General features: G+C 64.0%; 25 protein-coding genes. 11 read left to right on the top strand and 14 right to left on the bottom strand.

All coding sequences use genetic code 11. The features are described from left to right. Nucleotides 1-180 precede the first annotated feature (180 nt). From AAZU54_RS09720 to AAZU54_RS09705, 4 genes are all read left to right on the top strand, one after another. Nucleotides 181-543 carry a hypothetical protein gene (locus AAZU54_RS09720; protein WP_434727081.1) on the top strand — a complete coding sequence of 121 codons (363 nt, stop codon included), beginning with the start codon at nucleotides 181-183 and terminating at the stop codon, nucleotides 541-543. A 210-nt stretch (nucleotides 544-753) separates the two neighbouring features. After that, on the top strand, nucleotides 754-1,050 hold the full coding sequence (locus tag AAZU54_RS09715) for a hypothetical protein (RefSeq protein ID WP_312154447.1): 297 nt from the start codon (nucleotides 754-756) through the stop codon (nucleotides 1,048-1,050). 106 nt (nucleotides 1,051-1,156) lie between these two features. After that, a complete protein-coding gene (locus AAZU54_RS09710; RefSeq protein WP_186554349.1) occupies nucleotides 1,157-1,570 on the top strand; it encodes a hypothetical protein in 414 nt (137 codons plus the stop codon). 72 nt (nucleotides 1,571-1,642) lie between these two features. After that, a complete protein-coding gene (locus AAZU54_RS09705) occupies nucleotides 1,643-2,143 on the top strand; it encodes a methylated-DNA--[protein]-cysteine S-methyltransferase (RefSeq protein ID WP_186554350.1) in 501 nt (166 codons plus the stop codon). A 27-nt stretch (nucleotides 2,144-2,170) separates the two neighbouring features. On the opposite strand, the gene AAZU54_RS09700 is transcribed toward AAZU54_RS09705, so the two are convergent. The 3 genes from AAZU54_RS09700 to AAZU54_RS09690 form a co-directional block, all read right to left on the bottom strand. Further along, nucleotides 2,171-2,413, bottom strand: a complete 243-nt coding sequence (locus tag AAZU54_RS09700) for a hypothetical protein (RefSeq protein ID WP_186554351.1) — start codon at nucleotides 2,411-2,413, stop codon at nucleotides 2,171-2,173. Further along, nucleotides 2,410-3,153, bottom strand: coding sequence for a carbon-nitrogen hydrolase family protein (locus tag AAZU54_RS09695; RefSeq protein WP_186554352.1), 744 nt, complete (start codon nucleotides 3,151-3,153; stop codon nucleotides 2,410-2,412). The genes AAZU54_RS09700 and AAZU54_RS09695 overlap by 4 nt, the downstream gene beginning before the upstream one ends. A gap of 118 nt (nucleotides 3,154-3,271) precedes the next feature. Beyond that, a complete protein-coding gene (locus tag AAZU54_RS09690; protein WP_186554353.1) occupies nucleotides 3,272-3,787 on the bottom strand; it encodes a DUF3016 domain-containing protein in 516 nt (171 codons plus the stop codon). A gap of 78 nt (nucleotides 3,788-3,865) precedes the next feature. On the opposite strand from AAZU54_RS09690, the gene AAZU54_RS09685 reads away from it, so the two are divergent. After that, on the top strand, nucleotides 3,866-4,561 hold the full coding sequence (locus AAZU54_RS09685) for a metallophosphoesterase (protein ID WP_186554354.1): 696 nt from the start codon (nucleotides 3,866-3,868) through the stop codon (nucleotides 4,559-4,561). Here AAZU54_RS09685 and AAZU54_RS09680 read toward each other — a convergent pair. Continuing rightward, nucleotides 4,539-5,159, bottom strand: a complete 621-nt coding sequence (locus AAZU54_RS09680; RefSeq protein ID WP_186554355.1) for a LysE family translocator — start codon at nucleotides 5,157-5,159, stop codon at nucleotides 4,539-4,541. The genes AAZU54_RS09685 and AAZU54_RS09680 overlap by 23 nt on opposite strands. 340 nt (nucleotides 5,160-5,499) lie before the next feature. On the opposite strand from AAZU54_RS09680, the gene AAZU54_RS09675 reads away from it, so the two are divergent. Further along, nucleotides 5,500-5,976 (top strand): YbjN domain-containing protein, encoded by a 477-nt coding sequence (locus AAZU54_RS09675; RefSeq protein WP_186554356.1) that lies wholly within the window; start codon nucleotides 5,500-5,502, stop codon nucleotides 5,974-5,976. After that, nucleotides 5,973-6,911 carry a peptidylprolyl isomerase gene (locus AAZU54_RS09670; protein WP_434727080.1) on the top strand — a complete coding sequence of 313 codons (939 nt, stop codon included), beginning with the start codon at nucleotides 5,973-5,975 and terminating at the stop codon, nucleotides 6,909-6,911. The genes AAZU54_RS09675 and AAZU54_RS09670 overlap by 4 nt, the downstream gene beginning before the upstream one ends. Nucleotides 6,912-7,007: 96 nt before the next feature. Here AAZU54_RS09670 and alkB read toward each other — a convergent pair whose 3' ends face one another. From alkB to AAZU54_RS09645, 5 genes are all read right to left on the bottom strand, one after another. After that, the gene (alkB, locus tag AAZU54_RS09665; protein WP_405129480.1) at nucleotides 7,008-7,652 is read right to left on the bottom strand and encodes a DNA oxidative demethylase AlkB; all 645 of its coding nucleotides are present in this window, start codon (nucleotides 7,650-7,652) and stop codon (nucleotides 7,008-7,010) included. 122 nt (nucleotides 7,653-7,774) lie between these two features. Next, nucleotides 7,775-9,220 carry a curlin gene (locus AAZU54_RS09660; protein WP_312152458.1) on the bottom strand — a complete coding sequence of 482 codons (1,446 nt, stop codon included), beginning with the start codon at nucleotides 9,218-9,220 and terminating at the stop codon, nucleotides 7,775-7,777. Between the two features lie 16 nt (nucleotides 9,221-9,236). Continuing rightward, nucleotides 9,237-9,710 carry a curlin gene (locus AAZU54_RS09655; RefSeq protein ID WP_186554360.1) on the bottom strand — a complete coding sequence of 158 codons (474 nt, stop codon included), beginning with the start codon at nucleotides 9,708-9,710 and terminating at the stop codon, nucleotides 9,237-9,239. A gap of 20 nt (nucleotides 9,711-9,730) precedes the next feature. Beyond that, nucleotides 9,731-11,962 (bottom strand): Ig-like domain-containing protein, encoded by a 2,232-nt coding sequence (locus tag AAZU54_RS09650; RefSeq protein ID WP_434727079.1) that lies wholly within the window; start codon nucleotides 11,960-11,962, stop codon nucleotides 9,731-9,733. A gap of 32 nt (nucleotides 11,963-11,994) precedes the next feature. Beyond that, nucleotides 11,995-13,341: a hypothetical protein gene (locus AAZU54_RS09645; protein ID WP_186554362.1), complete on the bottom strand. Its 1,347-nt coding sequence runs from the start codon at nucleotides 13,339-13,341 to the stop codon at nucleotides 11,995-11,997. A 385-nt stretch (nucleotides 13,342-13,726) separates the two neighbouring features. Between AAZU54_RS09645 and AAZU54_RS09640 the strand changes: the two genes are divergently transcribed. The 4 genes from AAZU54_RS09640 to qhpG are packed head-to-tail and all read left to right on the top strand — an operon-like array spanning nucleotide 13,727 to nucleotide 19,335. After that, nucleotides 13,727-15,640 (top strand): sigma-54-dependent Fis family transcriptional regulator, encoded by a 1,914-nt coding sequence (locus tag AAZU54_RS09640; RefSeq protein ID WP_186554363.1) that lies wholly within the window; start codon nucleotides 13,727-13,729, stop codon nucleotides 15,638-15,640. Between the two features lie 3 nt (nucleotides 15,641-15,643). Continuing rightward, the gene (locus tag AAZU54_RS09635) at nucleotides 15,644-17,377 is read left to right on the top strand and encodes an ABC transporter ATP-binding protein (protein ID WP_434727078.1); all 1,734 of its coding nucleotides are present in this window, start codon (nucleotides 15,644-15,646) and stop codon (nucleotides 17,375-17,377) included. Then, entirely contained in the window at nucleotides 17,367-18,044 is a 678-nt protein-coding gene (gene qhpE / locus AAZU54_RS09630; protein ID WP_405129477.1) for a subtilisin-like serine protease QhpE, read from the top strand. The genes AAZU54_RS09635 and qhpE overlap by 11 nt, the downstream gene beginning before the upstream one ends. After that, nucleotides 18,037-19,335, top strand: a complete 1,299-nt coding sequence (gene qhpG / locus AAZU54_RS09625; RefSeq protein ID WP_434727077.1) for a flavin-dependent monooxygenase QhpG — start codon at nucleotides 18,037-18,039, stop codon at nucleotides 19,333-19,335. Before qhpE ends, qhpG begins: the two co-directional genes overlap by 8 nt. Before the next feature lie 36 nt (nucleotides 19,336-19,371). Here qhpG and AAZU54_RS09620 read toward each other — a convergent pair whose 3' ends face one another. The 5 genes from AAZU54_RS09620 to AAZU54_RS09600 form a co-directional block, all read right to left on the bottom strand. Beyond that, a complete protein-coding gene (locus AAZU54_RS09620; protein ID WP_434727076.1) occupies nucleotides 19,372-20,808 on the bottom strand; it encodes a hypothetical protein in 1,437 nt (478 codons plus the stop codon). 72 nt (nucleotides 20,809-20,880) lie between these two features. After that, nucleotides 20,881-22,029: an iron-containing alcohol dehydrogenase gene (locus AAZU54_RS09615; RefSeq protein ID WP_186554367.1), complete on the bottom strand. Its 1,149-nt coding sequence runs from the start codon at nucleotides 22,027-22,029 to the stop codon at nucleotides 20,881-20,883. Nucleotides 22,030-22,212: 183 nt separating this feature from the next. Further along, nucleotides 22,213-23,586, bottom strand: coding sequence for a sigma-54 interaction domain-containing protein (locus AAZU54_RS09610; RefSeq protein WP_186554368.1), 1,374 nt, complete (start codon nucleotides 23,584-23,586; stop codon nucleotides 22,213-22,215). Between the two features lie 74 nt (nucleotides 23,587-23,660). Continuing rightward, a complete protein-coding gene (locus tag AAZU54_RS09605) occupies nucleotides 23,661-24,980 on the bottom strand; it encodes an alginate export family protein (RefSeq protein ID WP_225915603.1) in 1,320 nt (439 codons plus the stop codon). Nucleotides 24,981-25,109: 129 nt separating this feature from the next. Continuing rightward, entirely contained in the window at nucleotides 25,110-26,603 is a 1,494-nt protein-coding gene (locus AAZU54_RS09600; RefSeq protein ID WP_434727075.1) for an aldehyde dehydrogenase family protein, read from the bottom strand. Nucleotides 26,604-26,892 lie beyond the last annotated feature (289 nt).

Genomic DNA, 26,892 nt, shown 5'->3' with positions numbered 1-26,892 from the left:
GGGCTAACGCTGTTGCCACACGTACGCACCTGCTCGGTCTTGGTGAACGGCGGTCAGCAGCCGTTCTCCACTTATCTCTTTGTCGCTCTCCTTCGTCTACCCAGCCTGTCTGTATCAAGACTTTACTGACACGGCCAGGCTGCTAAAATACCGGCCCTTTGAAACCTTGAGACGGATCTTATGCGCAACTTTCTTGCTATGTCCTTTGGCGGTCTGACGCCTAGCTATTACGCTCGTCAATTGTTTTTCGGCGCACTCTTCGCGGCCTTTTTCATTTACATGAAGTCACGTGCTCCCCTCGGGCTTGACTTCGCCACCGTTGCCATTTCCGTGGTGAGCACGTTGCTCTATCCCTACTCAAGGTTCGTGTACGAGAGCGCGGTGGGTTTCATCATGGGGCGCAACGTATTCTTCGTGAACGCGTTGTTCATGCTGGCTGCCAAGTTCTTCACGATGTTCGTGTGCTGGTTCCTGGCGATCTTTATCGCCCCGCTTGGACTGCTGTACCTCTATTGGCACCACAGCCGCCAGCCGTCCAACTAAACCTTCCCAGCCCGGCGAACGAGTCGGGCTTGGTCGTTTTTCAGCCCTGGCAAATGCCGGGGCTTTTTTATGCAACAGTGCCTTGGGCCGAGCCCGGTGGCAGCGTCATCGCGCTGATCGACTTGGTGGCTATCTGTGGCTGGGATTGGCGCGTTGTCCTTAGGTGGGCTATTGCTGAAGCTTCTGCACTGGAGCGAATCAGGAGGTTGTATGAGGCATGTTCTGTTGGGTGCACTGCTGGCTTGCCTAGCCGGGCTGGCCCAGGCGCAGATTCCACTGGTCAACGCCACATGCCCTGGCGACATCGAAGTACATGCCGACGAAGGCGGGCCGATCTACATCAACGGCAAGGAGGCCAAGCTGAAGAAGTTCAACGACAACTATTTCGAGGCCAAGGGCAGTGGTGTGACTATTTCCCTGACCGTCAGCCCCGATGGCTCGCCGAGCGTCTCCTACACCGGTAAAGGCGGCGCCAACGGTGTGTGTGAATTGACTGAAGAGGATTGATCGCGCATACGCCTAGCCACCTCGCCAGGTGGCTGTGCGGGCAGCTAGCAGCTACAGTGCACGCCAGGGCAGGAAACGCCCAAGTCACGAACAGGGAGGTGGTGAGGTGGTTGCGAAGCTCTTGGTGACCGTTGGCATAGTCTTCTACGCCGTCATCGTGCCGATTCTCGAGGTCAATGACAGCCATGTCTTCAATCAGGCGTGGGCGCCGCATGCGCGCCTGCATGAGACCTGGCAATTGTTCACCAATACCGCGCTTGGGGTGTTCAGCGTCTGGCTGGTCTGGGTCAAGGATAATCTGCGCCTGGCCAGCCTGCTGACCGCCTTCGTCACCGGCGGCTTCTTGATGGCGTACTGGTTGCGTGATGGCTACGGTGGCTCGATGGTGCTCTCGGACGGCTCAGAGAAGATGATCCTGGGGGTTAACCTGGGGCTTTTTGCCTACACCCTGGCGATCGCGCTGGTGGGTATCGCGTTGGGGCTTGAGCGGCGCAAGCGAGATTCGCGTGCTGAAACCTGAGCGCTGCCCAGGTGCCGTTGCAGGCATTTGCAGGTAAAGTTCGCCGAACACGTTGTTACCTAGGTATTGGTCATGTCTTGCGCATTCACCCTCATGCAATCGCCCGTTGGCACCTTGACCCTGGTTGCGCGGGGTAATCGGCTGGCCGCGGTGTTATGGCAGGAGGAGCGGGAGAATCGTGTGCGTCTGGGCGAGCTTCAGCGCGATGACGAGCATCCGCTGTTGCAAGAGACTGCACTTCAGCTAGGCGAGTATTTTGCCGGCCAACGGCAGCGCTTCGAGCTGGATTTGGACTTTGTCGGCACCGAATTCCAGCGCCAGGTGTGGGCGGCGCTCTTGACCATTCCGTTCGGCGAAACCCGCAGCTACAGCGAAATCGCCCGACAGATCGGCAACCCCAGTGCTGTACGTGCGGTCGGCGCGGCCAATGGCCGTAACCCCATTTCGATCATCGCCCCTTGCCATCGGGTGATCGGCGCCTCGGGCAGCCTGACCGGCTTTGCCGGTGGTCTGCCGGCCAAGCAACTGCTGCTGGCCCTGGAGGGGCGGCAAAGTCTGACGCTGGATTTCTGATCCGCAGCGCGGGGCACGGCCAAGCCCTCAACTAAGCCAATAGGCCAACAGGCAAATCACCAGTGCTAGGGCGCTACCGGCCATCAGGCTGTATTGGCGATGGGCGCGCCGGGCATGCTGCTCGACTTCGCGCAAGTATTGGCCAGGCGTTGGCGCATCCGGCCGATGGCGCAGCCCTTGGGCAATATCGGCAAGTTGGCCGCGAATCAGCAGGCCCACCAGCCAGTAGCTGCAGGTGTAGCTGGCCAGGATCAGCAACAGGTATCTCATGGCCCCAACTCGGCCAATGGCACGGCCTGGGCCTTGCCCGTGAGGGTGTCGAGCACGATCAGTCCTGGCGACACGTCATCCAGGGTGGCCAGGAGGTTGCCCTGGGCATCCCAGGCAGCCGATCCGCCTGCGCCGACAAAGCTATCGGCAGGGCCTATGCAGTTAGCCAGCACTACCGGCATGGCGAAACGCCGGGCGACTTCGGGGTAGTGTTGGTAGCCTTCCTTTATGCCTTTGGCAGTCTTGGCCACGCTGACCAAGTAAAGCTCGGCGCCCAGTTGGCACACCTGCTGTGCGTGCTCGAAAAACATCGATTCATAACAGATCGCCGGCGCCAGCCGAAGGTCGTCAGCAGCAATCAGTAGCGGTTGATCGCCAGCGACGAAGAACGCCAGCTCATCGGCATGCAAGCGTTGCTTGGCATACCCCAGGCGAGGTTGATCAGGGCGCAGTACAGCCATAGCGATTTGCACGCCTGCCGCTGTCGCCAGCGGTAGTCCGAACGCGATGACCACGCCGTGGCGGTCGCTCACCACCTGCAAGGGGTCGACGAGCGTCGTGTCCAGCGGCTGGGCCAATTCGCGAGCCAGGCTCGGCTCGTAGCCGCTCAGGGACAGCTCAGGAAACACCACCACCTGCGCGCCGTGGCGCACGGCCTGCTCGACGCAATGGACATGGCGCAGGAGATTGGCTTGCAGGTCGCCCTTATCAGAGGCAAGTTGGACAGCGCACAGCTTCATTTTGGATCCATCCTGGTGACGGCTGAGCGCCGAGGATACTCTCGCTCACAGCGTGCACACCAGTGCACGCGGGCCAATTCCACGCAAGGAAGATCAACATGAGCCAAGTGCTACTCACTCAAGAGGTCGGCTTGGGCGCAAAGCGCTGGCGGAACCAGTCGTCGAGCATGGCTTTTTCGGCAAACAAGCGGTCGCTGCTGCTGACCTGGCGGCCCGGACGACTCAAGTACATCTTGTCGCTGACTCGCTCTTGGGCCTGCTGATCGGGTTTTCCCGGTTGGCTCAAGGTGTAGTTCAGCTCGATGGTCGGCCAAGTGATCTCGCGCATGAAGCGCACATCGTAGGCGTAGCTGTTCCATGGCTCGTAGCGACCCGCCAGGTCGATGTCGCGGATGTCGATGCGCAGCTGCTGACCGGGTTGCAGGTAGCGTTGACCGAGTTTTTGCAGATGAGCACTGAGCGCCTTCATCACCTGCTCATCGGCGCCACGCTCGTAGCCTTGGCTGTTGAGGCTGGCATCGCGGAATTTTTCCGGATGATCGAAACGCACCTCGACCTGCGCGGTCGGGGTGCCTTGTGCCATGCTGTCGAATGCCAGCACCATCAGTACGGCACAGGCAAGTACAGAACGCATGATGCACCTCCGGTTTTGCTGACTGCGTGTGCTTTCATTCTACGCCTGGCGTTGGCGCAGTAGCAGAGGAACGATGCCATGACGCTTTTTCGCCGGCTAGCAGCCAATAGCAAAGGGCGCGACCTGGCCGTGGGCGATATCCACGGGCACTTCGCGCGCTTGCAGCGATGCCTGGATGCGGTCGGTTTCAACCCGCTAGTCGACCGCCTGTTCAGTGTCGGCGACCTGGTCGATCGCGGGCCGCACAGTGAACAGGCGCTGCACTGGTTGGCCCAGCCCTGGTTTCATCCGGTGCAGGGCAATCACGAAGCCTTGGCCGTTACCTATCTGCGCGGTGGGCGCTTGGATCTGGACATGTACCGCGCTGCCGGCGGTGGCTGGTTTCTCGATCTGCCCAGCAGCGAGCAGCTGCGCTTTGTCGAGGTGTTCGCCAATCTGCCGCTTGCCCTGGAGGTACCGACCGAGGCGGGCTTGATCGGCCTGCTGCATGCCGACAGCCCGTTCGCCGACTGGCCGACCCTGCGTAGGCGGCTTCAGGCCGAGGATGACCCGCAGGTTCGCGAAGTCTGCCAATGGTCGCGACGTCGGCTCAAGGAGGGCGACACGCAGCGGGTGCAAGGCCTGGCAGCGCTGCTGGTCGGCCACACCCCGGTGCTGCAGGTCAAACAGTTGGGCAATGTCTGGCACCTGGACACCGGGGGCTGGAGCAGCGGCCACTTCAGCCTGCTGGACATGAACCGGCTGGTGTTGCTCAGCCCAGCGCCAGGTGAATGAGTACGGCGCTGGCCAGCAGGATCAGCATGATCCCCGAGGCGCGCTCGAGCCAGGGCAGGGCGCGGCTGAAGCGGCGCAGTACCCGGCGATTGCCGATGCTCATTGCTACCAGCAGGTCCCACAGCAAGACAATGGCGCACATCCAGCAGGCGTAGGCGATTTTCCAGCCTGCGCTGCTGCTGGCCAGCATGCTCGCCAGGCTTGCGTAGAACAGCGCGTTCTTCGGGTTGAGAATGCCCGAGGCAAAGCCCATTGCCAGGCTTGCCAACCAGCCCGGGGTCGCCCGTGCTGCGCTGGCTTGAAGGTTATCCAGGGCGTTCTGCCCGGCATGACGCAGGAACACTTTGCCGATGTACAACAGATAGGCGCAGCCAGCCAACTGCAGGGCCATGAACAGCGCACTGCCTTCGCGCAGTATTGCTACCCCAGCGAAGGCTGCGCCGATGAACACGCCATTGGCCAGCGCGATGCCCAGGCAAGCACCGCTGGCCACCCGCCAGCCAGCGCTGGCTGAGGTACGTGCTACCAGGAAGAAGTCCGGGCCTGGTGAGAGCAAGGCGAGAAAGTGGGCGGCGGCGACAATCAGAAATTGCTCCATGGACTAGGCTGGCTCCGGTGGCGAAAGCCCTAGTCTCAAGCGTCATCGCTTGGGCGTATTGAAGAATATTGCACGCAGCGGCCGGGCGCTGCGACGCAAAGCCTTTACTCCAAGCGGGCTGGCCTCATCGCGGGGCAAGCCCGCTCCCACGCCAGTCGGTGTTCGGCTTTGCCCCGCGATGAGGGCGGCCTGGCCAACAGAGAAACCGTTGTCGATCAGCAAGGGATTATTCCCAAGGTAGTAAGGCCGGTGCTGGGTGCAACAGCTACGCTAGAGCGCATTGCCCAGGTAGCGGGCAATTTCTGAGCTATGCATTGCCTCATCACAAGGAAGACGACACATGACCGAAGTCACCCTGATCGAAACCGTTAGCGCCGACTCCCTCACCCAGTTGCTGCAAGACGCCGGTTGCCGGGTCAACCGCAGCGAGCAGAACGCTGTGGTGCAGTTGCTCAGTGCCAGCCAGGGCGTGGGCTATGCCGTGCGGTTTGGTAATCGTGCGCCGAACAAGGAAGGCGAGTTCCTCGATTTCACCTTCAGCTGCGCCTTGCGTATCCAGGGTGAGCTGCCCGGGGGGCTGGCCGAGCGCTGGAACGCCAGCCGCCGTTTTGCCCGGTTGTCGGTGCAGGGCGAGTTCCTGGTGATGGAGAAGGATGTGGTAGTCGCAGACGGTGTCAGCGAAAAACACCTGCTGGGCAGCCTGCTGCTGTGGGACCGCCTGCTGCAAGAGTTCATCGTCTACCTGCGCGACTACAGCCGCAACGTGGCCGACCAGGCCCCAACCGAGGCAGGCTCTGCAACGGCGCGCGTCTCTTGAGCGCGCGCACCCTCTGGGCCGGCGCCGGGGCGCTGGCCGTGATTGCTGTGGCTGTGACCTTGGCGCTACGCCCAGGGGATGAGCCAGTGGCAGCGGCGCGTACTGCGCCGGCTGCCGACAGCGGGCCGACCTTGGCGCGGCTGGGCGATCAACACGTGGGCAGTGATGAACTCAAGGCACTGCTGGCGCTATTGCCTGAGGATGCGCGCAACCAGTTGCGCAACGATCGGCCAGCATTGGAAGCATGGATTCGTGCACGTCTGGCGGAGAAGGCGCTGTTCCAGCAGGCACAAACCCAGGGCTGGCCGCAACGACCTGAGATCTTGACCCAGACCCGCGCGGCGACCGAGCAGATCGTCTTGCGCGACTACCTGAGCGCGGTCAGCAAGGTGCCTGACGATTACCCCAGTGACGCGCAGTTGCAACAGGCCTACGACAATGGCAAGGCGGGCTTGCAATTGCCTGTGCGTTATCGCCTGAGCCAGATCTTCCTACGGGTGGAGAACCCCAAGGATGACGAGGCAGTACGCAAGCAGGCCCAGGCACTGGCCAAGCAGGCGCAAGCCAGCGACGCTGACTTTGCCGCACTGGCGCGGGAGCATTCGCAGGATGAAGGCACCGCGGCGCAAGGCGGCGATACCGGGTTGCAGCCTCTAGCGGGGTTGTTGCCGGAGGTGCGCGGGGTGGTACCCAAACTTAAGCAAGGCGGTGTCAGCGAGCCGGTGCAAAGTGCTGCGGGCTATCACATCATCAAGCTGGTCAGCCAGGAGCCGGCGCGCACGGCAACGTTGGAAGAAGTTGCTCCGCGTTTGCGCGAGGTGTTGCGTGCCCAGCGTCAGGAGCAGTTGGTCAAGGCCTATGTCGAGGGCATGTTCGACAGCGCGACGTTGAGTATCGATGGCGCGGCGTTGAACAAGGTGGTTGAAGGTAGCTGATCGAGGTTGCAGTTGCTGAGCTCACAGGATCACTTGCCAATAGGGCCGCACAGCGGCCCCAAAACAGACGACGCCGGTCTTAAGTGAACAGCGATATCACCCCGCCTTACGCAAAGTCAGGTTGATCCGCCGCTCACCCAGGCGTTCATGCACGCCGGGCTTGATGGGCAATACGCCATGAAAGCGCAATCGATCCTCGCCACCCCAGACCAGTACATCGCCATGGTTCAGGGCAATGCGCTGGGTACGATCGGCGCGCTGTAGCCCGCCAAACAGAAATACCGCCGGCAAGCCCAGGCTGACCGACACGATAGGCTGACCGAAGTCGTGCTCGTCTCGGTCCTGGTGCAGGCTCAAACGCGTCCCGGGCAAATAATGGTTGACCAAGCACGCGTCGGGCACGAAGTCGTCGAACCCTGCTTCACTGGCGGCCCGGGCAGCGAGCGCCAACAAAACCTGGGGCAGGGCGGGCCAGGGTTTGCCGCTGACAGGGTCTATTGGGCTGTAGCGATAGCCGTGCTGATCACTGACCCAACCCAAGCTGCCGCAGTTGCTCAGGCCTACCGCCATGCGCAAGCCACCCGGCGTATGCATGTGGCGAAACGGTGCGGCGCGCAGCACCGGGCGCAGGGCATCGAGCAGCGCCTCGACGTCGCCCAGGGCGAAGCCTGGCAATAGCACGGTGTGACTGGCCAGGCGCTGCGGCTGCGGGCCGAACAGGTCGAGGTCGGACTGAATCATGCCGGTGGCTTCGGGGGGAGGTAGGCGCATTGTATCGCTGTCGGCCAATCACCACAGCGCCAGAGGCGATAAAAAGGAACCGCGGCGCCAGGGAGTGAGCGCCACGGTCCAAGGGGGAGGGATTACTGCTGGTTGACGGTCGCCAGGTTGGCGTTGCCGAATTGGGTGATGGTGGCGTTCTGGTTGGCGCCGCTCTGGTCGACGAATGCCTGGTTGGCATTGCCGCCTTGGGTCACGTAGGCGACGTTGTAGCTGTCGGTCTGTTTGAGGGTGGCCTCGTTGCCGCTGCCATACAGCTGGTTGGTATAGCTCTGGTTGCTGTAGCCCGATTGCTCCAGGGTGATGGTGTTACCGGTGCCAGCGGAAAGGCCGGTGGCGTAGTTGTCGGTGCCGCGCTGATCGGCGATCAGCAGGTTGTCGGTGCCGTTCTGTTCGAAGTACAGCTCGTTGTTGCTGTCGACCTGATTGGTTTGCATCTCGTTGCCCACGCCTTTCTGGTTGAGGCGGGCGAGTTGGTTGGCTCCGTCCTGGGTCAGGTTGACGCTGTTGAGCGAGCCGTTCTGGTTGATTTCGGCGCGTTGCGCAGTACCGAACTGGCCCCCGGCTTTGTCACCCTTCCAGTTGCTGGCCATGATCTTGTTGCCATTGCCGGTGGTGGTGATGCTCAGGTTGTGGTTGTCGCCGGTCTGGTAGGTGAAGTGCAGGTTGTTGTTGCCGTTCTGCGAAATACTGGTGACCGAGTTGTTGGTCTCGAACTGATCGGACCAGCTGGCGTTGGCGGTGCCGCTCTGGCTCAGGCTGGCCAGGTTGGCTTCGCCGAAGCTCTGGTCGATGTAGCCTTCGTTGCGCTCGCCGCTCTGGTTGACGCTGGCCTGGCTGTCGGTCTGATTGCCTTGCCAGACCTCCACCGAGTTGCCGTCGCCATGCTGGTTGATGCCGATGACTCCGGCAAAACCATCACGCTGGTCGCCGTAGGCCCAGTTGCCCTTGCCCTCTTGGAAGATCTGGATATTCCCGTCCTGATGATAGAGGTGCTCTGCGGCGGCAAAGTTGTCGGTACCCCCTTGCATGATCAGCGCGCTGTTGTTGGTACCACCGAACATTTGCTCGACCACCGCCTCGTTACGGTCGCCCCACTGCATGGTGGTGGCGTGGCTGCCCACTTGGGTGTCCTGGAACACGATCGATTTGTTGGCACTGCCTTGTTGGGTCTGCAAGGACTGGTTGCTTTCACCTACAGACTGACTGGACAAACTGTCGTTGAGGCTGCCACCCGATTGCTGGGTGATCTGGCTGCCTTGCTCGAACAGTTGCTCGCCGTAGCCGGCGTTCTTCGAGCCGGTGGCGCTCTGGTTGATGTGGCTGGTGCTGTTGTCCTGCACGGCTACGTGGTAGTGGCCTTGGCCAGTCTGGTTCTGGGTTGCCGAGGCGAACGACGACTGGGTCTGTTTGACTTCAGCGCTGTTGTCGGCGCCGAGCTGGTTTTGCGTCGAGGTGCTGTCATCGGCCATGACCTGGCCGGCCAGGGTCAGGACTATCGCGGCGCTTAAAGGTGCGAGCTTGAACATGGTGGTGCCTCCAGGTCTATCGATATTGGGTGATCTGTACGTGTTGGCCATTGCCGGCTTGGGTCACGGCGCTGGTCAGCCCCGTGCCGGCCTGCTCGATGCTGGCGCTGTTGTTGTTGCCGATCTGCTCGATCGCAGCACTGTTGCTACTGCCGCTCTGGCGGATCGATGCGGAGTTGCCGTAACCCTGTTGGCTGATCGAGGCCATCAGGTCGTTGCCGTCTTGCAGGATGTACGCCTCCTGCGCGCCCCCGGCCTGGACGATCCGGCCCAGCAGGGCCTGACCGTTCTGGTCGAGGGCGGCGCGGTTGCCCGTGCCTTGCTGCTCGATGACTGCTGCCTGGCCCGAACCTGCCGGTAGCAGGCGCACGATCAGCGGTTCGCCAAGGTCGTTGCCGGCGGCAAGGTCGGCGTTGTCCATCAGGTCGTCGGCCCAGGCAGCCTGGCCACTCAGGGCCAGGCACAGCAGCAGCGGGTACAGGCGGTTCATGGCGTTCTCCTTGGCAGCTGTTACTGCACGACCACTGGCACGGTGCGGGTAGTGCCTTGGCTACTGCGCACGGTGGCCGATGGCGTGGCCGTTGGGATCACCGTGGTGCTGTTGCTCACCGCCAGGCGCCAGCGACCGGTCACCGGTACCGTTGTGGTGCCCAGGGTTACCAGGCCGTTCGGCGTGGTCACCTGCACGGTGATGGTGTTGCCGGTGGTCACCGACGAGGTGCCGCTGATGTCCCAGTTGTAACGGTTGTTGGAGCGCGCCGAGACCGTGGCGGCGGTTACCGCGAAGTTCTCTGCGACTGGGCGTGGCGACACCTGTACCGTGACCGTGCCTGGGCTGGACAACGCCCCAACCGCGTCACGCACCACATAGGTGAAGGTCGTGGTGAAGGCCGTGGTGACGGTGGTTGGCGGGGTATAGGTGACTGTGGTGCCATCGGTGGTCACGGTGCCTCGACCAGGTGCTGGTTGGCCGACGCTGGCGACGGTCAATGGCAGGTTGCCTTCCAGGTCGGTGTCGTTGGTCAACACGTTGATGGTCAGCGGTACGCCCAGGGTAGTGACGGTTTCAGCAACCGCCGTGGGGGCCTGGTTGGGCGCGACGTTGATGGTCACTGTGGTCAGCTCCGATTTCAGGCCTTTGCTGTCCTGGGCGCGGTAGCTGAAAGTGGCCACCAGCGGCGAGGCGGCGCCGGGCGGTGGGGTGTAGGTGATCGCGGTCGTGCCGTTGAGCACCACCGAGCCCAGGCCGGTGCCGGGTTGGGTCAGGTCGGTGATCGCCAGGGGCACGTTGAGGTCCGGGTCGCTGTCGTTGGCCAGCAGGTTCAGGGTCAGCGGCACGCCGACACTGGTACTGCCGCCGTCGGCCTGGGCCAGCGGTGGCTGGTTCTCGGCTTCGACCGGTGCGCTGCCGACTACGATCACCGGCTCGACATCGCTGCCGCCGTGGGCGGACTTGACGGTGACCGTTGCTGGAGGCTGGGTCAGGTCATTGACCGTCAGGCTTTGCAGCGTGCCGGATTTGGACATGCGCCCGTAGCCTTGGGCGACCAGGTCAGGCACCTGCACTTCATCGCTGGAGCTGGCCTCGATCAGCAGGCGTTTGTTGGCCCAGTCATAGCGTGCGGTGCGCACCTTGACCACGTCGGTGAGTTTGCTCGACAGCGAAGTCGGGCGGGTGGCGCCGGTCGCGCTGCTGGCGGTGACCACCACCACTGGCGGCGGTGCGGCCTGGGTCAATTGCTGGTTGAAGAACAGCCCGTTGTTGTCGGCCAACATGCTGAATTGGCAAGGGGAGGCCGGTGAGCCGACCAGCGCCAGGCCATTGCGCAGGCACAGGCTGGCGCTGTTCGGCGCCTTGGCGAAGACCTCGACGCGGGTACCGGCGCCGTTGCGCTGGTAGGTGGCACGTTGCAGCTCCGCCGGGGTTTGCTCACGCGGGTCGAGCACCTTGCCGGAGACGCTGAAGAGGTTGGTTTCGATCTGCCCAGGAGGGCCCTCGATGCGCACGAAGTTGGTATTGAACGGGCTGCCGACGACCGCCTCGGTGAGGTTGGGATCGCCGATGAAGGTCTCGATGGCGCTGGTGTCCGGGTTGACCTCGGTCACCAGGCCGGCGGCGCGCTGCAGGAACGGCCCGATGTTGCCGTTGAGTGCACCGGTAAAGTTGCCTGGGGCGCCGATGCCGATGTCGCGGGTGATGTTGATCGCACGCCGTCCACCTGCCGCGACCGTGACCCTCTCGACCCCGTAGGGGTGGGTGATGGTGTAGGTGCCGGCAGTGGGTACCGAGGCGCGGATGCGGATGCGGGCGAAGCTCTGCTGGTCGCCATCGACCGGATTCTCCGAGGCGAATGCCGCCTCGATACCGGCCACATAGACTTCCAGCTCGTAGCCGCTATTACCCACTTGCGGTATCGAGGTCTCGGCCAGGAACCAGAACATTTCTGGCGGCCAGTTATCCGGGAACACCAGTGGCAGGGCATCGTCATAGATGCCTGGCTCTGGCAGCAGGGTGCACATGTAGGCAGGTGCACCAGGCGCACCGGGTGCCCGCGAGCTGGTAGCGCGCGATTGGCACAGTTCGAGGGCCAGGTCGTTGGCGTCCTTGTACCACATCGGGTAGCGCCCGGTGGCCAAGGTATAGGGACCAGGATCGACTTCGCTGAGCGCGGCCCAGGCCACGCTGCTCAGGGTAAAGGAGAGCCCGGCTGCGTACAGCGTGCGGCGTGACCATGTGTTCATGATGCCTCCTTGGAGGTACGGCCGTTGTCTGTTCATGGCACCAGCACCACGTCTTCGCTGTCGCTGCCGCCATGGGCGCTGGTCACCGTGACCGAGGCCGGCGGGATCGGCGAGAGCCCGGTGGTCAATGTTTTCACTGCGCCATTGCCGGCGAGGCTGCCGATCAGCGCGCCATTGAGGGTGCTGGCGGTCATCGCCGGCGGCGAGGTTTCATCGCTGCTGCTGGCGACCAGGGTCAGCTGGCCGCTGGCCAGGCTGTATTCCGCGCGGCTGATGGTCACCAGGTCAGTCAGCGCTAGGTTGACGTTGGTCGGCGTGCTGCTGGCGATGGCCACGCTGTTGTCGGCATTGACCACCAAGGTGGTGGGCAGGGTCGGGTTGAGGGCCGACTGCACGTACCAGGCGCCAGTGCCATTGGCCTCGGTCAGCGACTGGCTCGGGCTTTGGCTGGTCAGACTGACCGTAGCCGGTGGCGGTGGGGCCATGACGAACACGTCCTGCTGCGCGCGCAGGTCGCCATTGTCGGTGTGCCGCGAGTAGGTGCTGCGCAAAGGAATCAGCGGGGTGGGGCGCTCGACCGTGGACAGTTTGCCGGAGATCGAGAACAGCTCGGTGCGCAGGTCGATGCCGTTGGGGCCTTCGATGCGCACGAAGTTGGTGTTGAACGGGCTGCCGGTCACGGCTTCTTCAAGGTTCGGATCGCCAATGTAGCGTTCGCTGGCGCCGGTCAGCGGGTTGGTCTCGGTGTAGGGGCCGTTGACACTGCGCAGGAACGGCCCGACGTCGCCTTTGAGTGCGCCGCTGAAGTCGCCGGCACCGGCAATGCCGATGTCACGGGTCATGTTGATCGCGCGCCCGCCGGCAGCAGGCACGTCGAATACGTCGACGCCATAGGGGTGGGTGATGATGTAGGTGCCGGCCACCGGTACATCGACGCGGATCCGCACTCGGGCGAAGCTGACCTGGTCGCCTTCGACCGGCTCTTCGGCGGCGAACGCCGCCTCGATAGCCGTGCCGAAGCTCAGGTCGATGCCACGGGCAGCGTCGACGATGGCCGCATCGGCGGTAAACCAGAAGGTCTCGTCGGGGAAGTTGCTGGGAAACACGATTGGCTGGGTGTCGTCGAACACCCCGGGGGTCGGCAGCAGCGTACACATGTACGACGGTGCGCCGGGGGCGCCTGCTACTCGCGAGCTGACCGCCTTGGACAGGCACAGGTCGAGCGTGCGCCCGTGGCTGTCCTGGTACCACGAGGCGAATCCGCCGGTTTCAGGATGATAAGGCCCAGGGTCGACTGCATAGAGTGCAGCTTGGGCCGGAAGCTGGAGCATGCCGGCGAGGATCGCCACTGCCAGCGGGTGGGGTATCGGTCGGTGCATGAGTCAATCCCTCCTGCAAACGGGCCCAAGGGGTTGGGGCGTCTGAGGGGGTATGGGCAACAGCCGTGCCAGTTCTTGGTGATAGGCGTGCAGCCCTTGTGGGGCAAGGCTTGTAGCCCTGAAGGGCAGGGGGCTTTGGGTGTGCGCTGGGTGGGCGGTGGTCCCCAGCATTGGGGAAATGGGTGGAGGGATTGGCTATCCTCCGGGGCCGTTTAGCGGGTCAATGCGCTCAGTGGACGACGTACAATTGCCTACCTTTACGTATACGTAACCTTATGCCACCCTCAGGCCTACCTTGATGACGCTTGGTTGATTCTGACGCACACTGCAGGAAATTCCGTGGCCCGATGTCTCAGCGTGGCTGGGGCACCGCTGGAGTAAAACAATGGCGCGACAATTACCTATAACAAACGCCCAAGATCCGCTGCACGAATCCCGTCAGGCCCGTCTCAGACTGGCCCGCGAAGGCGAACTGCCGTCCGGGATGCTGCGTGACGAAATCGATGCCTCCTGGCGCCGCAGCCTGGGTCATGGCCTGGACTGCCTGCAAGGCGAACAGGTCGGCCTGGGCATGCAGCAAAGCCTCGACCTGCGCGCACTGCTCGAACACAACCGGCTGCTGATCGACGCCGTGACCCCTGAACTGGACTACCTGGTCGAGCGCCAGGGCAAGAGCGGTATCGTCATCCTCGGCGATGCCCAGGCCAACGTCCTGGCCATCGAAGGCCAGAAACATGTGCTCAACCGCGAGGGCCTGCGCGACCTGCACCCTGGCAGTTGCTGGAGCGAAGCCCTGCGCGGCACCAATGCCATCGGCACGGCCGTAGTAGAAGGACGGCCAACCCTGATCAATTGCGGCGAACATTACCTCGACCGGCTCAGCCCTTTCTCTTGTACCTCGGTGCCACTGCGCGACCCGCGTGGCGAGGTGATCGGCGTGCTCGATGTCACCCGCGAAGGGGTGATGAGCCAGCCCCAGGACAGCCTCTGCACCTTGATGCTCGCCGCGGGCAACATCGAAAGCCGGCTGTTCGGCCTGTGCCATCCCGAGCAACTGGTGCTGGCGTTTCATAGCCGCGCGCAGTACCTGACCAGTGCCTGGCAGGGGCTGTTGGCCTTGAGCCTGGAGGGCGAAGTGCTGGCGGCCAACGACAATGCCTGCCAGCTGCTGCAGGTGGCGCGCCAGGCCCTGATCGGCCGACGCTGCAGCGATCTGCTCGGCGAACGTTCGCCCGCGTTTATTGCCCGGCTGTGGCAAAACGGCGTGAGCAGTGTGCAGACCGCCAAGGGCGAGTTCTTCTTCCGCGCCTTGCAACTGCCGCGACACAGCAACCTCAATGGCAGCGTGCCGGCGAGCAAGCCTGCCCCTTCAAGTAAATCCCCCGCGTTGGACAGCCTGGCCGGTGGCGATCCGCGCCTGGCGCGCAACCTGCGCATGGCCCGCCAGGGCCTGGTCAATGGGCTACCGGTGCTGCTGCTGGGCGAGACCGGTACCGGTAAGGAAGTGGTCGCCCGTGCCTTGCATCAAGCCAGCCCGCGTGCCGACAAGGCGTTCGTGGCGGTCAACTGCGCGGCGATCCCTGAGGGCTTGATCGAATCCGAATTGTTCGGCTACCGCGAAGGCGCCTTCACCGGCTCACGCCGTGGCGGCATGATCGGCCGGCTGATGCAGGCCCATGGCGGTACGCTGTTCCTCGATGAGATTGGCGACATGCCGCTGGCCTTGCAAGCGCGCCTGCTGCGGGTGCTGCAAGAGCGCCGGGTAGCGCCGCTGGGCGCAGGGGAGGAGCAGGATATCGATGTCGCGCTGATCTGCGCCACTCACCGCGACCTCAAGCATTTGCTGGCCGAGCAGCAGTTCCGTGAAGACCTGTACTACCGAGTCAACGGGGTATCCCTGCGCTTGCCGGCGTTGCGTGAGCGTGATGACCTGTCCGGCATCATCGAAGGCCTGTTGGACAAGTTCGGCGCCAAGGGCGTATCGCTCGACCCGGCCCTGGCCGAACTGCTCGATGGCTTCGACTGGCCGGGCAACATCCGCCAGCTGGAGATGGTCTTGCGCACCGCCTTGGCCATGCGCGAGGACGGCGAGCAGTTGCTGGGTCTGGAGCATTTGACTGATTGCCTGCTGGACGAGTTGGCCAACGGCGCGGCGCCTTCTGGCAGCCTGCGCGAGAACGAGCTGGAGCTGATTCGCGGCGCCCTGGCGCGTCACCAGGGCAATGTGTCGGCTGCGGCCGAAGCCTTGGGCATCAGCCGCGCGACGCTCTATCGCAAACTCAAGCAGCTGCGCGGTTAAGCCATGGGCGGGTTATTTTCCAGGCTGATCGAAACCAGCGATCCGCTGCTGATGCGCCAGGCACTGGCCTGGCTGTATGGCTTTGTCCGCCCACAGCGCAAGGCGATTGCCGTGCTGCTAGGGTTGTCCCTGAGCGCCTCGCTGTTGGCATTGGCCCAGCCCTGGCTGGTCAAGACCCTGATCGATGAAGGCCTGCTGGCGCGCGATTACCAGACCTTGTGGCACATGGCGGCGATCATGATCGTCGCCGGCCTGCTCGGCACCGTGCTGGCCGGGGTCAATCGCTACCTGCACACGCGTCTGTCTGGGCGCATCCTGTTCGCCTTGCGCGACGACCTCTATCGGCACCTGCAGCAGTTATCGCCGACCTTCTATGGCCGCCGACGTACCGGCGATATCTTGTCGCGGCTGGACGGCGATGTCGCCGAGATCCAGCGCTTTGCCGTGGATTCGCTGTTCTCGGCGGTGTCCAGCGTGATCGGCCTGATCGGCGCGGTCACGCTGATGCTGATGCTGTCGTGGCAACTGTCGTTGCTGCTGGCGTTGTTGATCCCGATCGAGGTGCTGTGGCTGCGCTGGATGCGGCGCAAGGTCGAGCGTGAAGTGCGCAGCCTGCGTGAGCGTTCGGCGGATGTCTCGTCGTTTCTGGTCGAAACCCTGCCGGCAATGAAATTCATTCAGGCCTCAGGCCAACAGGCCCGCGAGGCCGGGCGGCTGGATCAGCTTGGCCAGGGGTATATGGGCCAGTTGCTCAAGGTGCAGGTCACCGAGTTCTTTACCCAGGCAGTGCCTGGCACGCTGACGTCGTGGTGCCGCGCCTGTGCGTTTCTGATCGGCGGCTGGTGGGTGATCCAGGGCACCTGGCAGCTGGGGGCGTTGATCGCGTTTTCGACTTACATGGGCATGGCGGTGGGGCCGGTGCAGAGCCTGCTGGGGCTGTACGTGGCAATCCAGCGGATGGCGGTGAGCCTGGGGCGGGTGATGGAACTGCGCCAGGAGCCGGTGGCCGTGCGCGAGGTGCCAGTGCCGCGACCGATGCCGCAAGGGACGGGCGAGCTGCGCCTGGAACGCGTGCAGTTCTCCCATGCCGGGCGCCAGGGTGCGGTAATGCGGGAGGTCGACGTGGTCATCCCGGGCGGGTTCAAGGTGGCCATCAGTGGTGCCTCCGGGGTCGGCAAGTCAACGCTGATCGACCTGTTGCAACGCTTCTACGACCCCGATGCCGGACGCATTCTGCTCGATGGCGCCGACCTGCGCGAACTCGACCTGGGCGCGCTGCGCCGCCGTATCGCGGTGGTCAGCCAGGACATCGTGCTGTTTCGCGGCACCCTGGCGCAGAACCTGGCCTACAGCGCCCCCGAGGCCAGCCGCGCCCAACTTGAACAGGTGGTGCAGTTGACCCAACTGGACAGCCTGGTGCAAAGCCTGCCGCTGGGCCTCGATGGCCTGCTGGGCGAGCGCGGCCAACAGCTTTCTGGTGGGCAAAAGCAACGCATCGCGATTGCCCGGGCATTGCTCCAGGAACCGGCCATTCTGGTGCTCGATGAAGCCACCTCGGCGGTGGACGAAGCCACCGAGCGTGAGGTGATCGCCGCCATCGACCAGCTATTCGCCGGGCGTACGCGGATTCTGATCAGCCACCGTGCCTCGACCTTGGCCGATGCCCAGTTGCGTTTGCATTTGCATGAAGGGCAATTGCAGGTGTTGCCGCTGGAGACGGCTGGCCATGGGCGCTGAGCTGCGGGTCGGGGTGATCGACAGCGGCTGCTCGCCCGACCAGGCGGCAGGCTTGCTGGGTGCGCGCAGGTTCTGGCTGGACGACGGCGTGCTGCGCGAGGGAGAGGCGTTGGCCGATCAATTGGGCCACGGCACTGCCGTGCTGGCGCGGCTGCGCCGTGAAGCGAGCCGGGTGCCGGTGCTGATGGCCCAGGTGTTTCAGCAGCACGGCAGCACCAGTGCGCTCCAGGTGGCTGCGGCGCTGTTGTGGCTGGTCGAGCAGGGGGTCAGTGTGGTCAACCTCAGCCTCGGCCTGCACCAGGACCGCCCGGTGCTGCGCCAGGCCTGCGCCGAGGCTCAGGCGGCTGGAGTGCTGTTGTGCGCCTCCAGCCCTGCCCAGGGCATGCCGGTGTATCCGGCCAATTATCCGGGGGTTATCCGTATCACCGGGGATGCCCGCTGCGCTGCCGGGCAATGGTCGTGGTTGAACAGCGCCCAGGCTGACTTTGGCGGGCATATGGGCGGGCAGGGTTCTGCTGGTGCGAGCATGGCTTGTGCAGCGTTGACCGGGCGGATTGCCGCGATGCTGCGCGATCAGCCGCAGATGGACGCCCAGCAGGTGCTGGACCGGTTGCGCCGCCACGCAGCGTTTATTGGCCCGGAGCGCCGAGGTGTCGTGGATGCCTGAAACAGCGATCCTGATCCTCGGCGCAGGCCCCGCTGGCGCCGCCTGCGCGATTGGCCTGCGCCGGCTGGGCTACCCAGTTACGCTGGTGTCCGACTGGCGCCGCTTCGCCGCCGTTGAAGGCGTCTCGCAGCGGGTGCTGGATGCGCTGCGCCATGCCGGGCTCGGTGGCGCGCTGGGCCAAGCGGCAATGCCGGCCACCCGTCATGTGCGCTGGAACGGTGAGCAGTTGCAGCTTAACCAGGAGTTCTTGCTCGATCGCCAGCGCTTCGACGCGGCCTTGCGCGATGAACTGCGCCGCGCCGGGGTGGTGCTGGTCGAAGGCCGGGTGCGCGAGGTGCAGCGCGAGCACGGCTACCAGGTCAAGCTGGAGCACGGCCCAGTGTTGCAGGGTGGGTTTTTGGTCGAGGCACGTGGCCGCCAGGCACCGCTGGCGAGTGATCGGCTGCGCGGCCCGGAGACCGTGAGCTTGCTCAACCTCTGGCAATCGACCCCAGGCCCGCCAGCCTCGGCGGTGGAAAGCCTGGACGATGGCTGGGCGTGGATGGCGCGCTTGGCCGACGGCCGCTGCTACTGGCAGATCACCCTGGACGCCGGCGCTGCAGGCCTGCCCGGCAGGGCACAGTTGCCCGGGTACTGCGCCGACCGGCGCAGGCAGTCGGCCTTGGTCCGCGAACTGTTCGACCCGCAGGCCCTGCAACCCGCCCCAGTCCACGCACGTAGCAGCACAGCGATCCTCGCTGGGGACTGTGCGGGCAGTGACTGGTTGCGGGTGGGGGATGCGGCAATGGCGGTTGACCCATTGTCGGGGAATGGGATCTTCCAGTCGTTGTCCTCGGCATTGCAGGCGCCGGTGGTGATCAACACCCTGCTGCGCATGCCTGAACGGGCGGCGCTGGCACGGCAATTTCATCAGCAGCGGATCGAGCAACTGTTCCTGCGTTTTGCCCGGATAGGGCGCGATTTCTACCGTCAGGAGCAGCGCCTGGCCGGCCAGCCATTCTGGCGCAACCGCCAGGACTGGCCGGATGAGCAGCCGATGCATGTAGCGGCGCAGTGGAGCGCAGTGCGTATCGAGCGTCGGCCGGTGCTGCGCGATGGTTGGGTGGACCAAACCGAAGTGGTGGTGACTGCCGATCAGCCGCTGGGCATCTGGCATTTGCAGGGCATCGAGCTGGCGCCGTTGGTGGCCAAGCTGCAGGCGGGCGCAGCTATCGATGAGGTGTTGAGTGGCCGAGCGCCGGATCAGCAGGGCATGCTGCGGCGCTGGTTGGCAGAGCAGGGTTATCGCTGAAAGTGGGCTGCATGGCAGCCCACTGAACCAGGTCAGTCAGTCTGTTACTGCTTCTACCCGTTTGGCAGCTGGAGCCGGTTGAACGCCAGGTTCGGCGTTACCCCCGACAGCCTTCACATCCTTGGCGAAGGTGCCGTCCACCTCACCCTTGAAGAAGTTCTTGCCGTAGATCAGCAGGCACAGCACTACACCAATGCCGAACGCCCAGCTGGCGCCCTTGATCGCCAGCACTGCGCCGATCACCCCGGCGATCCCCAGGTCGCGCTGGCTGCGCGCTTCGAGGATGCCCAGGCGCACACTGACATAGCCCTGGATCAGCAGGGTCAGCGACAGCGCGACACCCAGGATCGGCTGCACCAAGGTCACCACCGGCAGTAGCAACAAGCCAGTGTTGGTGCCCCAGCGGAACGAGCCGACCCCGCCGATGATCGACTGCATCGCCTTCGGCCCGCCTTTGAAGCGCTCGATGACCACCACCAGCATGGCCGCCCATTTCGGCCCGCACATGGCCACGTCCGGGCCAAAGATGCTCATGAACGCATTGCGTGCGCCGAAGATCAGGTGCGCGCGGTCGGCGTTGTAGTCGACCACCTCATCGGTGCGCACGGTTTCAGCCTCATCGAGCAGCGATTTGGCACTGAGCACGTCGCCAAACACGATGATGTACGCCGCGAGCATGGTCGGCAGGGCCGAAATGAACATCGACAGCGGTGGCATGCCCAGGCCGAACACGGTGTAGTTGTTCCACAGACCCGCGAAATCTGGCGTGCTGATGCCCCACTGGATGGTCGGCCAGGGCGCCTCGCCGAACAGCGGCGCAATCACTACCGCCAACAGGATGATCGGCAAGATGCCGAGCTTGGCGAAGTTCCACCAGAAGCGGTTGCGTTGCTTGAGCTGGTTGAAGTGCTGGGAAAAGATCAGGTAGAAGGCGATGCCCACGGCAATCGAGATGGTCCACGGCAGGACGTTGAACTTGCCACCGACCTGGAACACCGCGATCACCGCACTCAAGCCCGCGCCGACGATGATCCCCGAGTTGATCGCCGAAGGCACATACTCGACCACCTTCTTAGCCATCCCGGTCGCGCCCAGGGCTATCGAGAACGCGCCGAGCATCAACTGGAAGGCAATCAGCGCATGCACCCGCTCCGGGCCTTCGGGAAACTGCGCGCAGTAGGCCATCAGCAGCGGCACCGCCGGGGTGATCCAGCCCGGCACCGTCGGGTCGCCGAGCAAATGGTGGGTGAGGTAGAGCAGGCCGTTGAGCATCACTACTGCCAGCGCCACTTCAAAGGGCATGCCCAGCAGCTCGGTCATCAGCGGAATGGCGGCCAGGTCCACCGCGCACATCAGCAAGCCTTGCAGGTAGTCCGGCAGCTCGATGCGGTAGTGAATGAACGGTAAGCGGACCTTGAACGGGCCCAGTGGGATGTACGGGCTTTCGCCCCGCGGCTCAGCAGGAGTGGTCATTGGGTGCACCTGTTTTATTGGTTTTGTAATGGCAGACGCCGCAGCCGCTTGGCTGGGCGTCGAGTTCGCTAATCAGTAGGCTGCGCGGTAGATCTGCTCGATATCGGCGGCGCTCAGCTGGCGCGGGTTGTTGCGCATCAAACGGTCGATCTTGCTGGCTTCTTCGGCCATCGCCGGGATAGCGTCGGCAGGCACGTTGAAGCTGCGCAGGCCCGAGGGGATATCCACCGCCGCGCACAGCTCGGCCATGGCCTGAACCGCCTGATCGGCGGCTTGCTTGTCGCTCAGCTCGGCCACGCGCACGCCCATGGCGGCGGCGATGTCGCGCAGGCGCTCGACGCAGGCCAGCTTGTTCCAGGCCATCACGTAGGGCAGGAGCAAGGCGTTGCTGACGCCGTGGGCGATGTTGAAGCGACCGCCCAGCGGATAGGCCAGCGCATGCACCGCGCCAACCCCAGCGTTACCAAATGCCATGCCGGCCATCAGGCTGGCGGTGGCCATGTCTTCGCGCGCTTTGAGGTTGGTCGGATTGGCGTAGGCCTTGGGCAGCGCCTTGGCGATCAGCTTGATAGCGCCCAGGGCGATGGCGTCGGTGATCGGCGAGGCGTTGACCGACAGGTACGACTCGATCGCATGCACCAGCGCATCGACACCGCTGGCAGCGGTCACGCTCCTCGGGCAGGTCAGGGTCATGCTCGGGCTGACCAGGGCCACGTCTGGCAGCAGGTAGTCGCTGACGATGCCTTTCTTGAGTTGTGCTTGCTTGTCGGAAAAGATCGCCACATTGGTCACTTCCGAGCCGGTGCCGGCCGTGGTCGGGATGGCGATCAACGGCGGGCCTTTGCGCGTGACCAGGTCAACCCCGAACAATTCAGCCAGCGGCCCTGCATGCCCGGCGAACGCTGCGACGCCTTTGGCGATATCGATTGCGCTGCCGCCGCCCAGGCCAATCACGCCATCGTGGCCGCCCTCACGGTAGGCGCGGGTGCAGGCCTCGACGATGGCGATCTCCGGCTCGGGTTGGACTTGATCGAAAATGCCGTAGGGGCGGGCGCCGAGCTGCGCCAGGGCGAGGTCGACGGTGCCGGATTTGAGCAGGATGGCGTCGGTGACGATCAGCGGGTTGTCGACCTTGAGGCGGGTCAGCTCAGCGGCCAGTTGTTCGATGGCCGCGGGGCCTGTGATCAATTTGTTGGCGATCTTGAAGGCAGAAATGCTCATTAGGCGCGTCCTGTGTGCATTGTTGTAGTGGAAGACGTGCCAGAGCAGATAGCGAAAGCTGTGCCAAGATGCGCCAAGCCCCGTGCGGTGCGGCTTGGCGAGGCAGGCATGGGGTTTTACCGGCTGTGCACGGGGCGCTGGCGATTAGCTTTTTGATCGTTATCGCCGGGGATGATTGAAATCCTAATCAGAGCGCTCCCAGCGCTTCATCTTCTGCACCACGGTCGCCTGGCTCACGCCCAGCGCCTTGGCGGCCAGGCGGGTGGTCTTGTGCGTCTGTAGCGCGGCACGGATCGCAGCACGCTCGGCGTTTTCCAGCACCTTGCGCAGCGGCAGGCGGCTGTCGTCGGTGTTCTGCCGACTGAGGTCGAGGATCTCCTCGGGCAGGTCCAGCGCTTCGATGGTGCCGCTTTGGTTGGTCACCACCAGGCGCTCGACGATGTTGATCAACTCGCGGATGTTGCCCGGCCAGGCGTACTCGCACAAAAGATCCAGCGCCGCCAGGCTCCATTGCACCTGGCGCTGGTAGCGGCTGTTGAAGCTGTCGAGGTAGTAATGCAGCAGCGGCGGGATTTCTTCACTGCGCTCGCGCAGCGCCGGGATAGTGATCGGCACCACGTTGAGCCGGTAGTACAGGTCGGCGCGAAAGCGGCCTTCGGCGACCAATTGCTTGAGGTCGTGGTGGCTGGCGCTGATGATGCGCACATCGACTTCCTTGAGCTCCAGGCCGCCGACCGGGATGAAGCGGTTTTCTTCGATGACCTTGAGCAGCTTGACCTGCACCGGCAGCGGCAGATCGCCGATCTCATCGAGGAACAAGGTGCCGTTGTGGGCCAACTCCAGCAGGCCGCGCTTGCCCTTGGGGCCAGCGCCGGTGAAGGCGCCGGGCGCATAGCCGAACAGCTCGGCCTCGATCAGGTTCTCCGGCAGGGCGCCGCAGTTAAGCGCCAGGAACGGCTCGCCGGCACGCCCGCTGGCGTTGTGAATGAACTGCGCGACCAGGGTCTTGCCGACCCCGGTTTCGCCTTGGAGCAAGACCTTGACCGTGCTATCGGCAACTTGTCGGGCCAAGGCGAAGACTCGCCCGGACACCTCCTGGTCGGCCATCAGCGGCGAGTGCAACAGGCTGTCGCGCTGGCCTGCATGCAATTTCGCGGTGCTGTGGCGCAATTGCTTGAGCTGCTGCAGCTCATCGCGCTCATGCTTCATGCGCAGCAGTTCGGTCATGTCGCGCACGGTGCTCACGACGTAGGAGATTCGGTGCTCGGCATCGAGAATCGGTGTGGCGCTGACCAGGAGCTTCTTGCCTTTGCTCAGGCTTTGCATCACCGACACCGGCCGGCCTTCCTGCAACACCCGCAGGGATGCCGATTGGGAAATGATGCCTTCCTTGACCAGCTCCTGCATCAGCCGGCCGATCAGGTCGGCGCTGCTCAGGCCGGTCAGACGCTCATAGGCCTGGTTGACCTTGAGCGTCTTGCCGTCGCCATCGGTGATGTACACGCCGTCATGCAAAGCGTTGAGCAGTTCTTCGAAACTGGCGTCGTTGACGTTCACCGCAGGCTCCAGATGGGGTTGAGAAGCGCTGGAGTTTAAACGCTTGGGCCACCCATGCGCAGTCTGCAATGGTCCTAGAAGAACGTCCCGACCAGCAGTTGCAGATAGGTGCCGCCATCACGGCTGCCCATCTGCACGCCGCCGTTGTCGGCGCTGCGCTCAGGCGTGTAGTAGCCCACCAACGGGCTGATCAGGATGTGCTCGGTGACCATCCACTCGACATACAGATCCAGCTCGCGCCCGCCCAGGTTGCCCTGGTCGGTATCGAGCGTATCGAAGTCGAAATACAGCGCGCCGACGCTCAGGTTGTCGCGTGGCTTGGCCTTCAAGCCCAAGTGGTGCACCTGGCTGTTGCTGTTGAACGGCCCGGCATAGTTGGCCGCCACCTCGCCCTGGAACCAGGTGCCGTAGCCACGGCTCAGGCCATAGAACAGCGGGTCGAAGTCTTGCGAGAAGCGGCTGTAGCGGTAGGTGGCGGTCGGCGACCAGGGCAGCGCGGAGAAGGTCCAGTTGCCCTCCAGGTACCAGGCGTCTTCGCGCCCGCCGCTGCGGTCCTGGGTGACGTACTCGGCGGCTAGCTGCAGATCCTTGACCCCGAGGCTGCCGCGCCCGCGCAGGCTCACGGTGTCCATGCCATCGCGGTGCTCCAGGCCCATAATCTGCGCGTAGCGCTGGTCGACATCCAACCCGCGAATCCAGCTCAGCCCGACGGTGCCTGCATCGGAGACATGCTCAAGGTTGCTCACCGCCAGCGAGGTGTCGGCCTGGTAATGGTTGTCGGACTTGAGCCACATCAGGTCGCCACGCCAGCCCTGGCTGCCGCCAATGCGCAGCACCGCAGTGCGGTCGAAGGCCTTGCGCGCGGCCAGGTAGTAGGCGCCGCCGCGGTTGAAATTGGCGCCCAAATCGACCTTGCCGAGGTTGACCGGGTCGCCCTGGATCAGGAAGCCGTCGCCTAGGGTCACCAATTGGCGGCCAGCGGAAATATCCACGCCGTCTTCGCCCAGGGCTGGGAAGAGGCTGCCTGAGCGCCAGCCGAGGTAGGCGTCTTCGATGGCGGTGCGGCGCTCATCGCCCAAGGTCAGGCCGGCCGCATCGCCGTCGCCCCAGGTCGCCGAGCTGACCAGGCTGAAGGCGCCGTACAGGCTACCGCTGCCGGCCAGGGCCTGGCTGGCGCTGAGGCCGTACTTGATGTAGCCCTCGCGCCAGGCGCTGCTGCCGGGTTGGCGGTTGCCGGCCTGGTTGAAGCTTTCGTCGCTGTGGAACACGCCGAACAGGGCTTCGAGGTCGGCGTTCAGTACTGTGCCGTCCTGGTTGTACAGTTCATGGGCGTGGGCGGTGTGCAGGGCGAGGGCGGTGAGGGCGGTGATTGCCAGGCGGGGGATACGGGGCATCTTGGATGTTCCTTATTATTGTGTTGGTGTATTTCTTGTTCCGGCCTCATCGCGGGGCAAGCCCGCTCCCACGGGCATCACCACGCTGCGGCTTGCCCCGCGATGAGGCCGGAACTGATCAAAGAACACTCAAAGCTTGATCAGCACCGACTTGAGCTCGGTGTAATGCTCGATCGCCGCCGCGCCCATCTCCCGGCCGACGCCCGACATCTTGTAGCCACCAAACGGCAGCGCCGGATCCAGCGCACTGTGGCAGTTGACCCAGACCGAGCCTGACTTGATTCGCGGGATCATCCGGTGCACCGCGCCCAGGTCGTTGGACCAGATGCTGGCGCCCAGGCCATACGGGTTGTCGTTGGCCATACGCACGACGTCATCGATGTCATCGAACGGCATGGCCACCAGCACTGGGCCGAAGATCTCCTCTTGCACCAGGCGATGACGCTGGTCGACATCGACGATCACGGTCGGCTTGACGAAGTAGCCCGGACCGAAACTTTCGCCGCCGCAGGCGATGGTGGCGCCCAGTTCACGGCCAAGGTCGATGTAGCCAGTGACCCGATCCTGCTGCTTGGCCGAGATCAACGGGCCCATTTGCACCGCCGGATCCAGGCCACTGCCCAGCTTCATGCCGTTGGCAATGCCGGCGATATCGGCCACCACATTGTCGAAGTGCTTGCGGTGCACATACAGGCGTGAGCCGGCGCAGCACACCTGGCCCTGGTTGAAGAAGATCGCCATGGCCGCACCCGCTGCAGCTTCCTGCAGGTTGGCATCGGGCATGACGATGGTTGGCGACTTGCCGCCCAACTCCAGGGTCACCCGGGTCATGTTGTCCATCGCCGCCTTGCCGATCAGCTTGCCGACCTCGGTCGAGCCGGTGAACGTCAGCTTGTCCACCCCAGGGTGGCTGCTCAGCGCGGCGCCGGCATTCAAACCGGTGCCCGTGACGACGTTGAGCACGCCCGCTGGATAGCCTGCTTCATCGACCAGTTCAGCGAGTTTCAGCGCGGTCAGCGGGGTTTCGTCAGCCGGCTTGAGCACCAGGGTGCAGCCTGTCGCCAGGGCAGGGCCGAGCTTCCAGCAGGCCAGCAGCAGGGGGAAGTTCCAGGCCACGATCGCACCGACCACACCCACCGCCTCGCGCCGCACGAAGCCATGGAACTGCTCGTCCGGCATCAATGGCATCGATGGCTCGACCGTGCTGCCTTCAAGCTTGGTCGCCCAACCGGCCATGTAGCGCAAGAAGTCGATGGCCAATTGCACATCCATGACCTTGGCCACTGCCGCGCTCTTGCCGTTGTTCAGGCATTCGAGCTCGGCGAGGATTTGCGCGTCGCGCTCCATCAAATCGGCCAGGCGCCACAGCAGGTTCTGCCGCTCACGTGGGCGTACCCGGCTCCACGGCGAATCATCGAAGGCACGGCGCGCGGCGGCGACGGCGCGGTCGACGTCTTGCGGGTCGGCCGAGGGCACCTCGCCCAGGACTTCGCCGGTGGCCGGGTTGCGGAACGTCATGGTGCGGCCGCTGGCGGCGTCTTGCCAGTCGGCGCCAATGCGCATCTTCAGCTTGCGTTCGAGAAAGGCGCGGGTGGCGGGGAGGATGGGCAGATCACAAAGCATGGGGCTGTGCCTCTTGTCATTGAATGGTCAGAGGCGCTTGCGCAATGGCCGTGCCAAGGGCTGTAGATCGACCTAAGCCTTTGAACCACCTGATGTTTGTCCTGGCGCACCGCTGCCATTGCAGGGACGCGCTGTTGCACATTGAGACGGCGTGAGACGGGGGTGAAACAGCACGTCGACTTCTTGCCGGTGGCCTGGTTCAACTGCTGCGCCAGCGCTCATGGAACAAAAAGAATTCTTTGAGTTGACTGCGGCAGCGTGGGAGCGGGGGTGCCCCCCCCTTCGGCGG

Source organism: Pseudomonas sp. Je.1.5.c, assembly GCF_051129895.1.
Classification (GTDB): domain Bacteria; phylum Pseudomonadota; class Gammaproteobacteria; order Pseudomonadales; family Pseudomonadaceae; genus Aquipseudomonas; species Aquipseudomonas urmiensis.
Note: the sequence above shows the minus strand (reverse complement) of the source record. Positions and strands in the feature narration are given on the sequence as shown.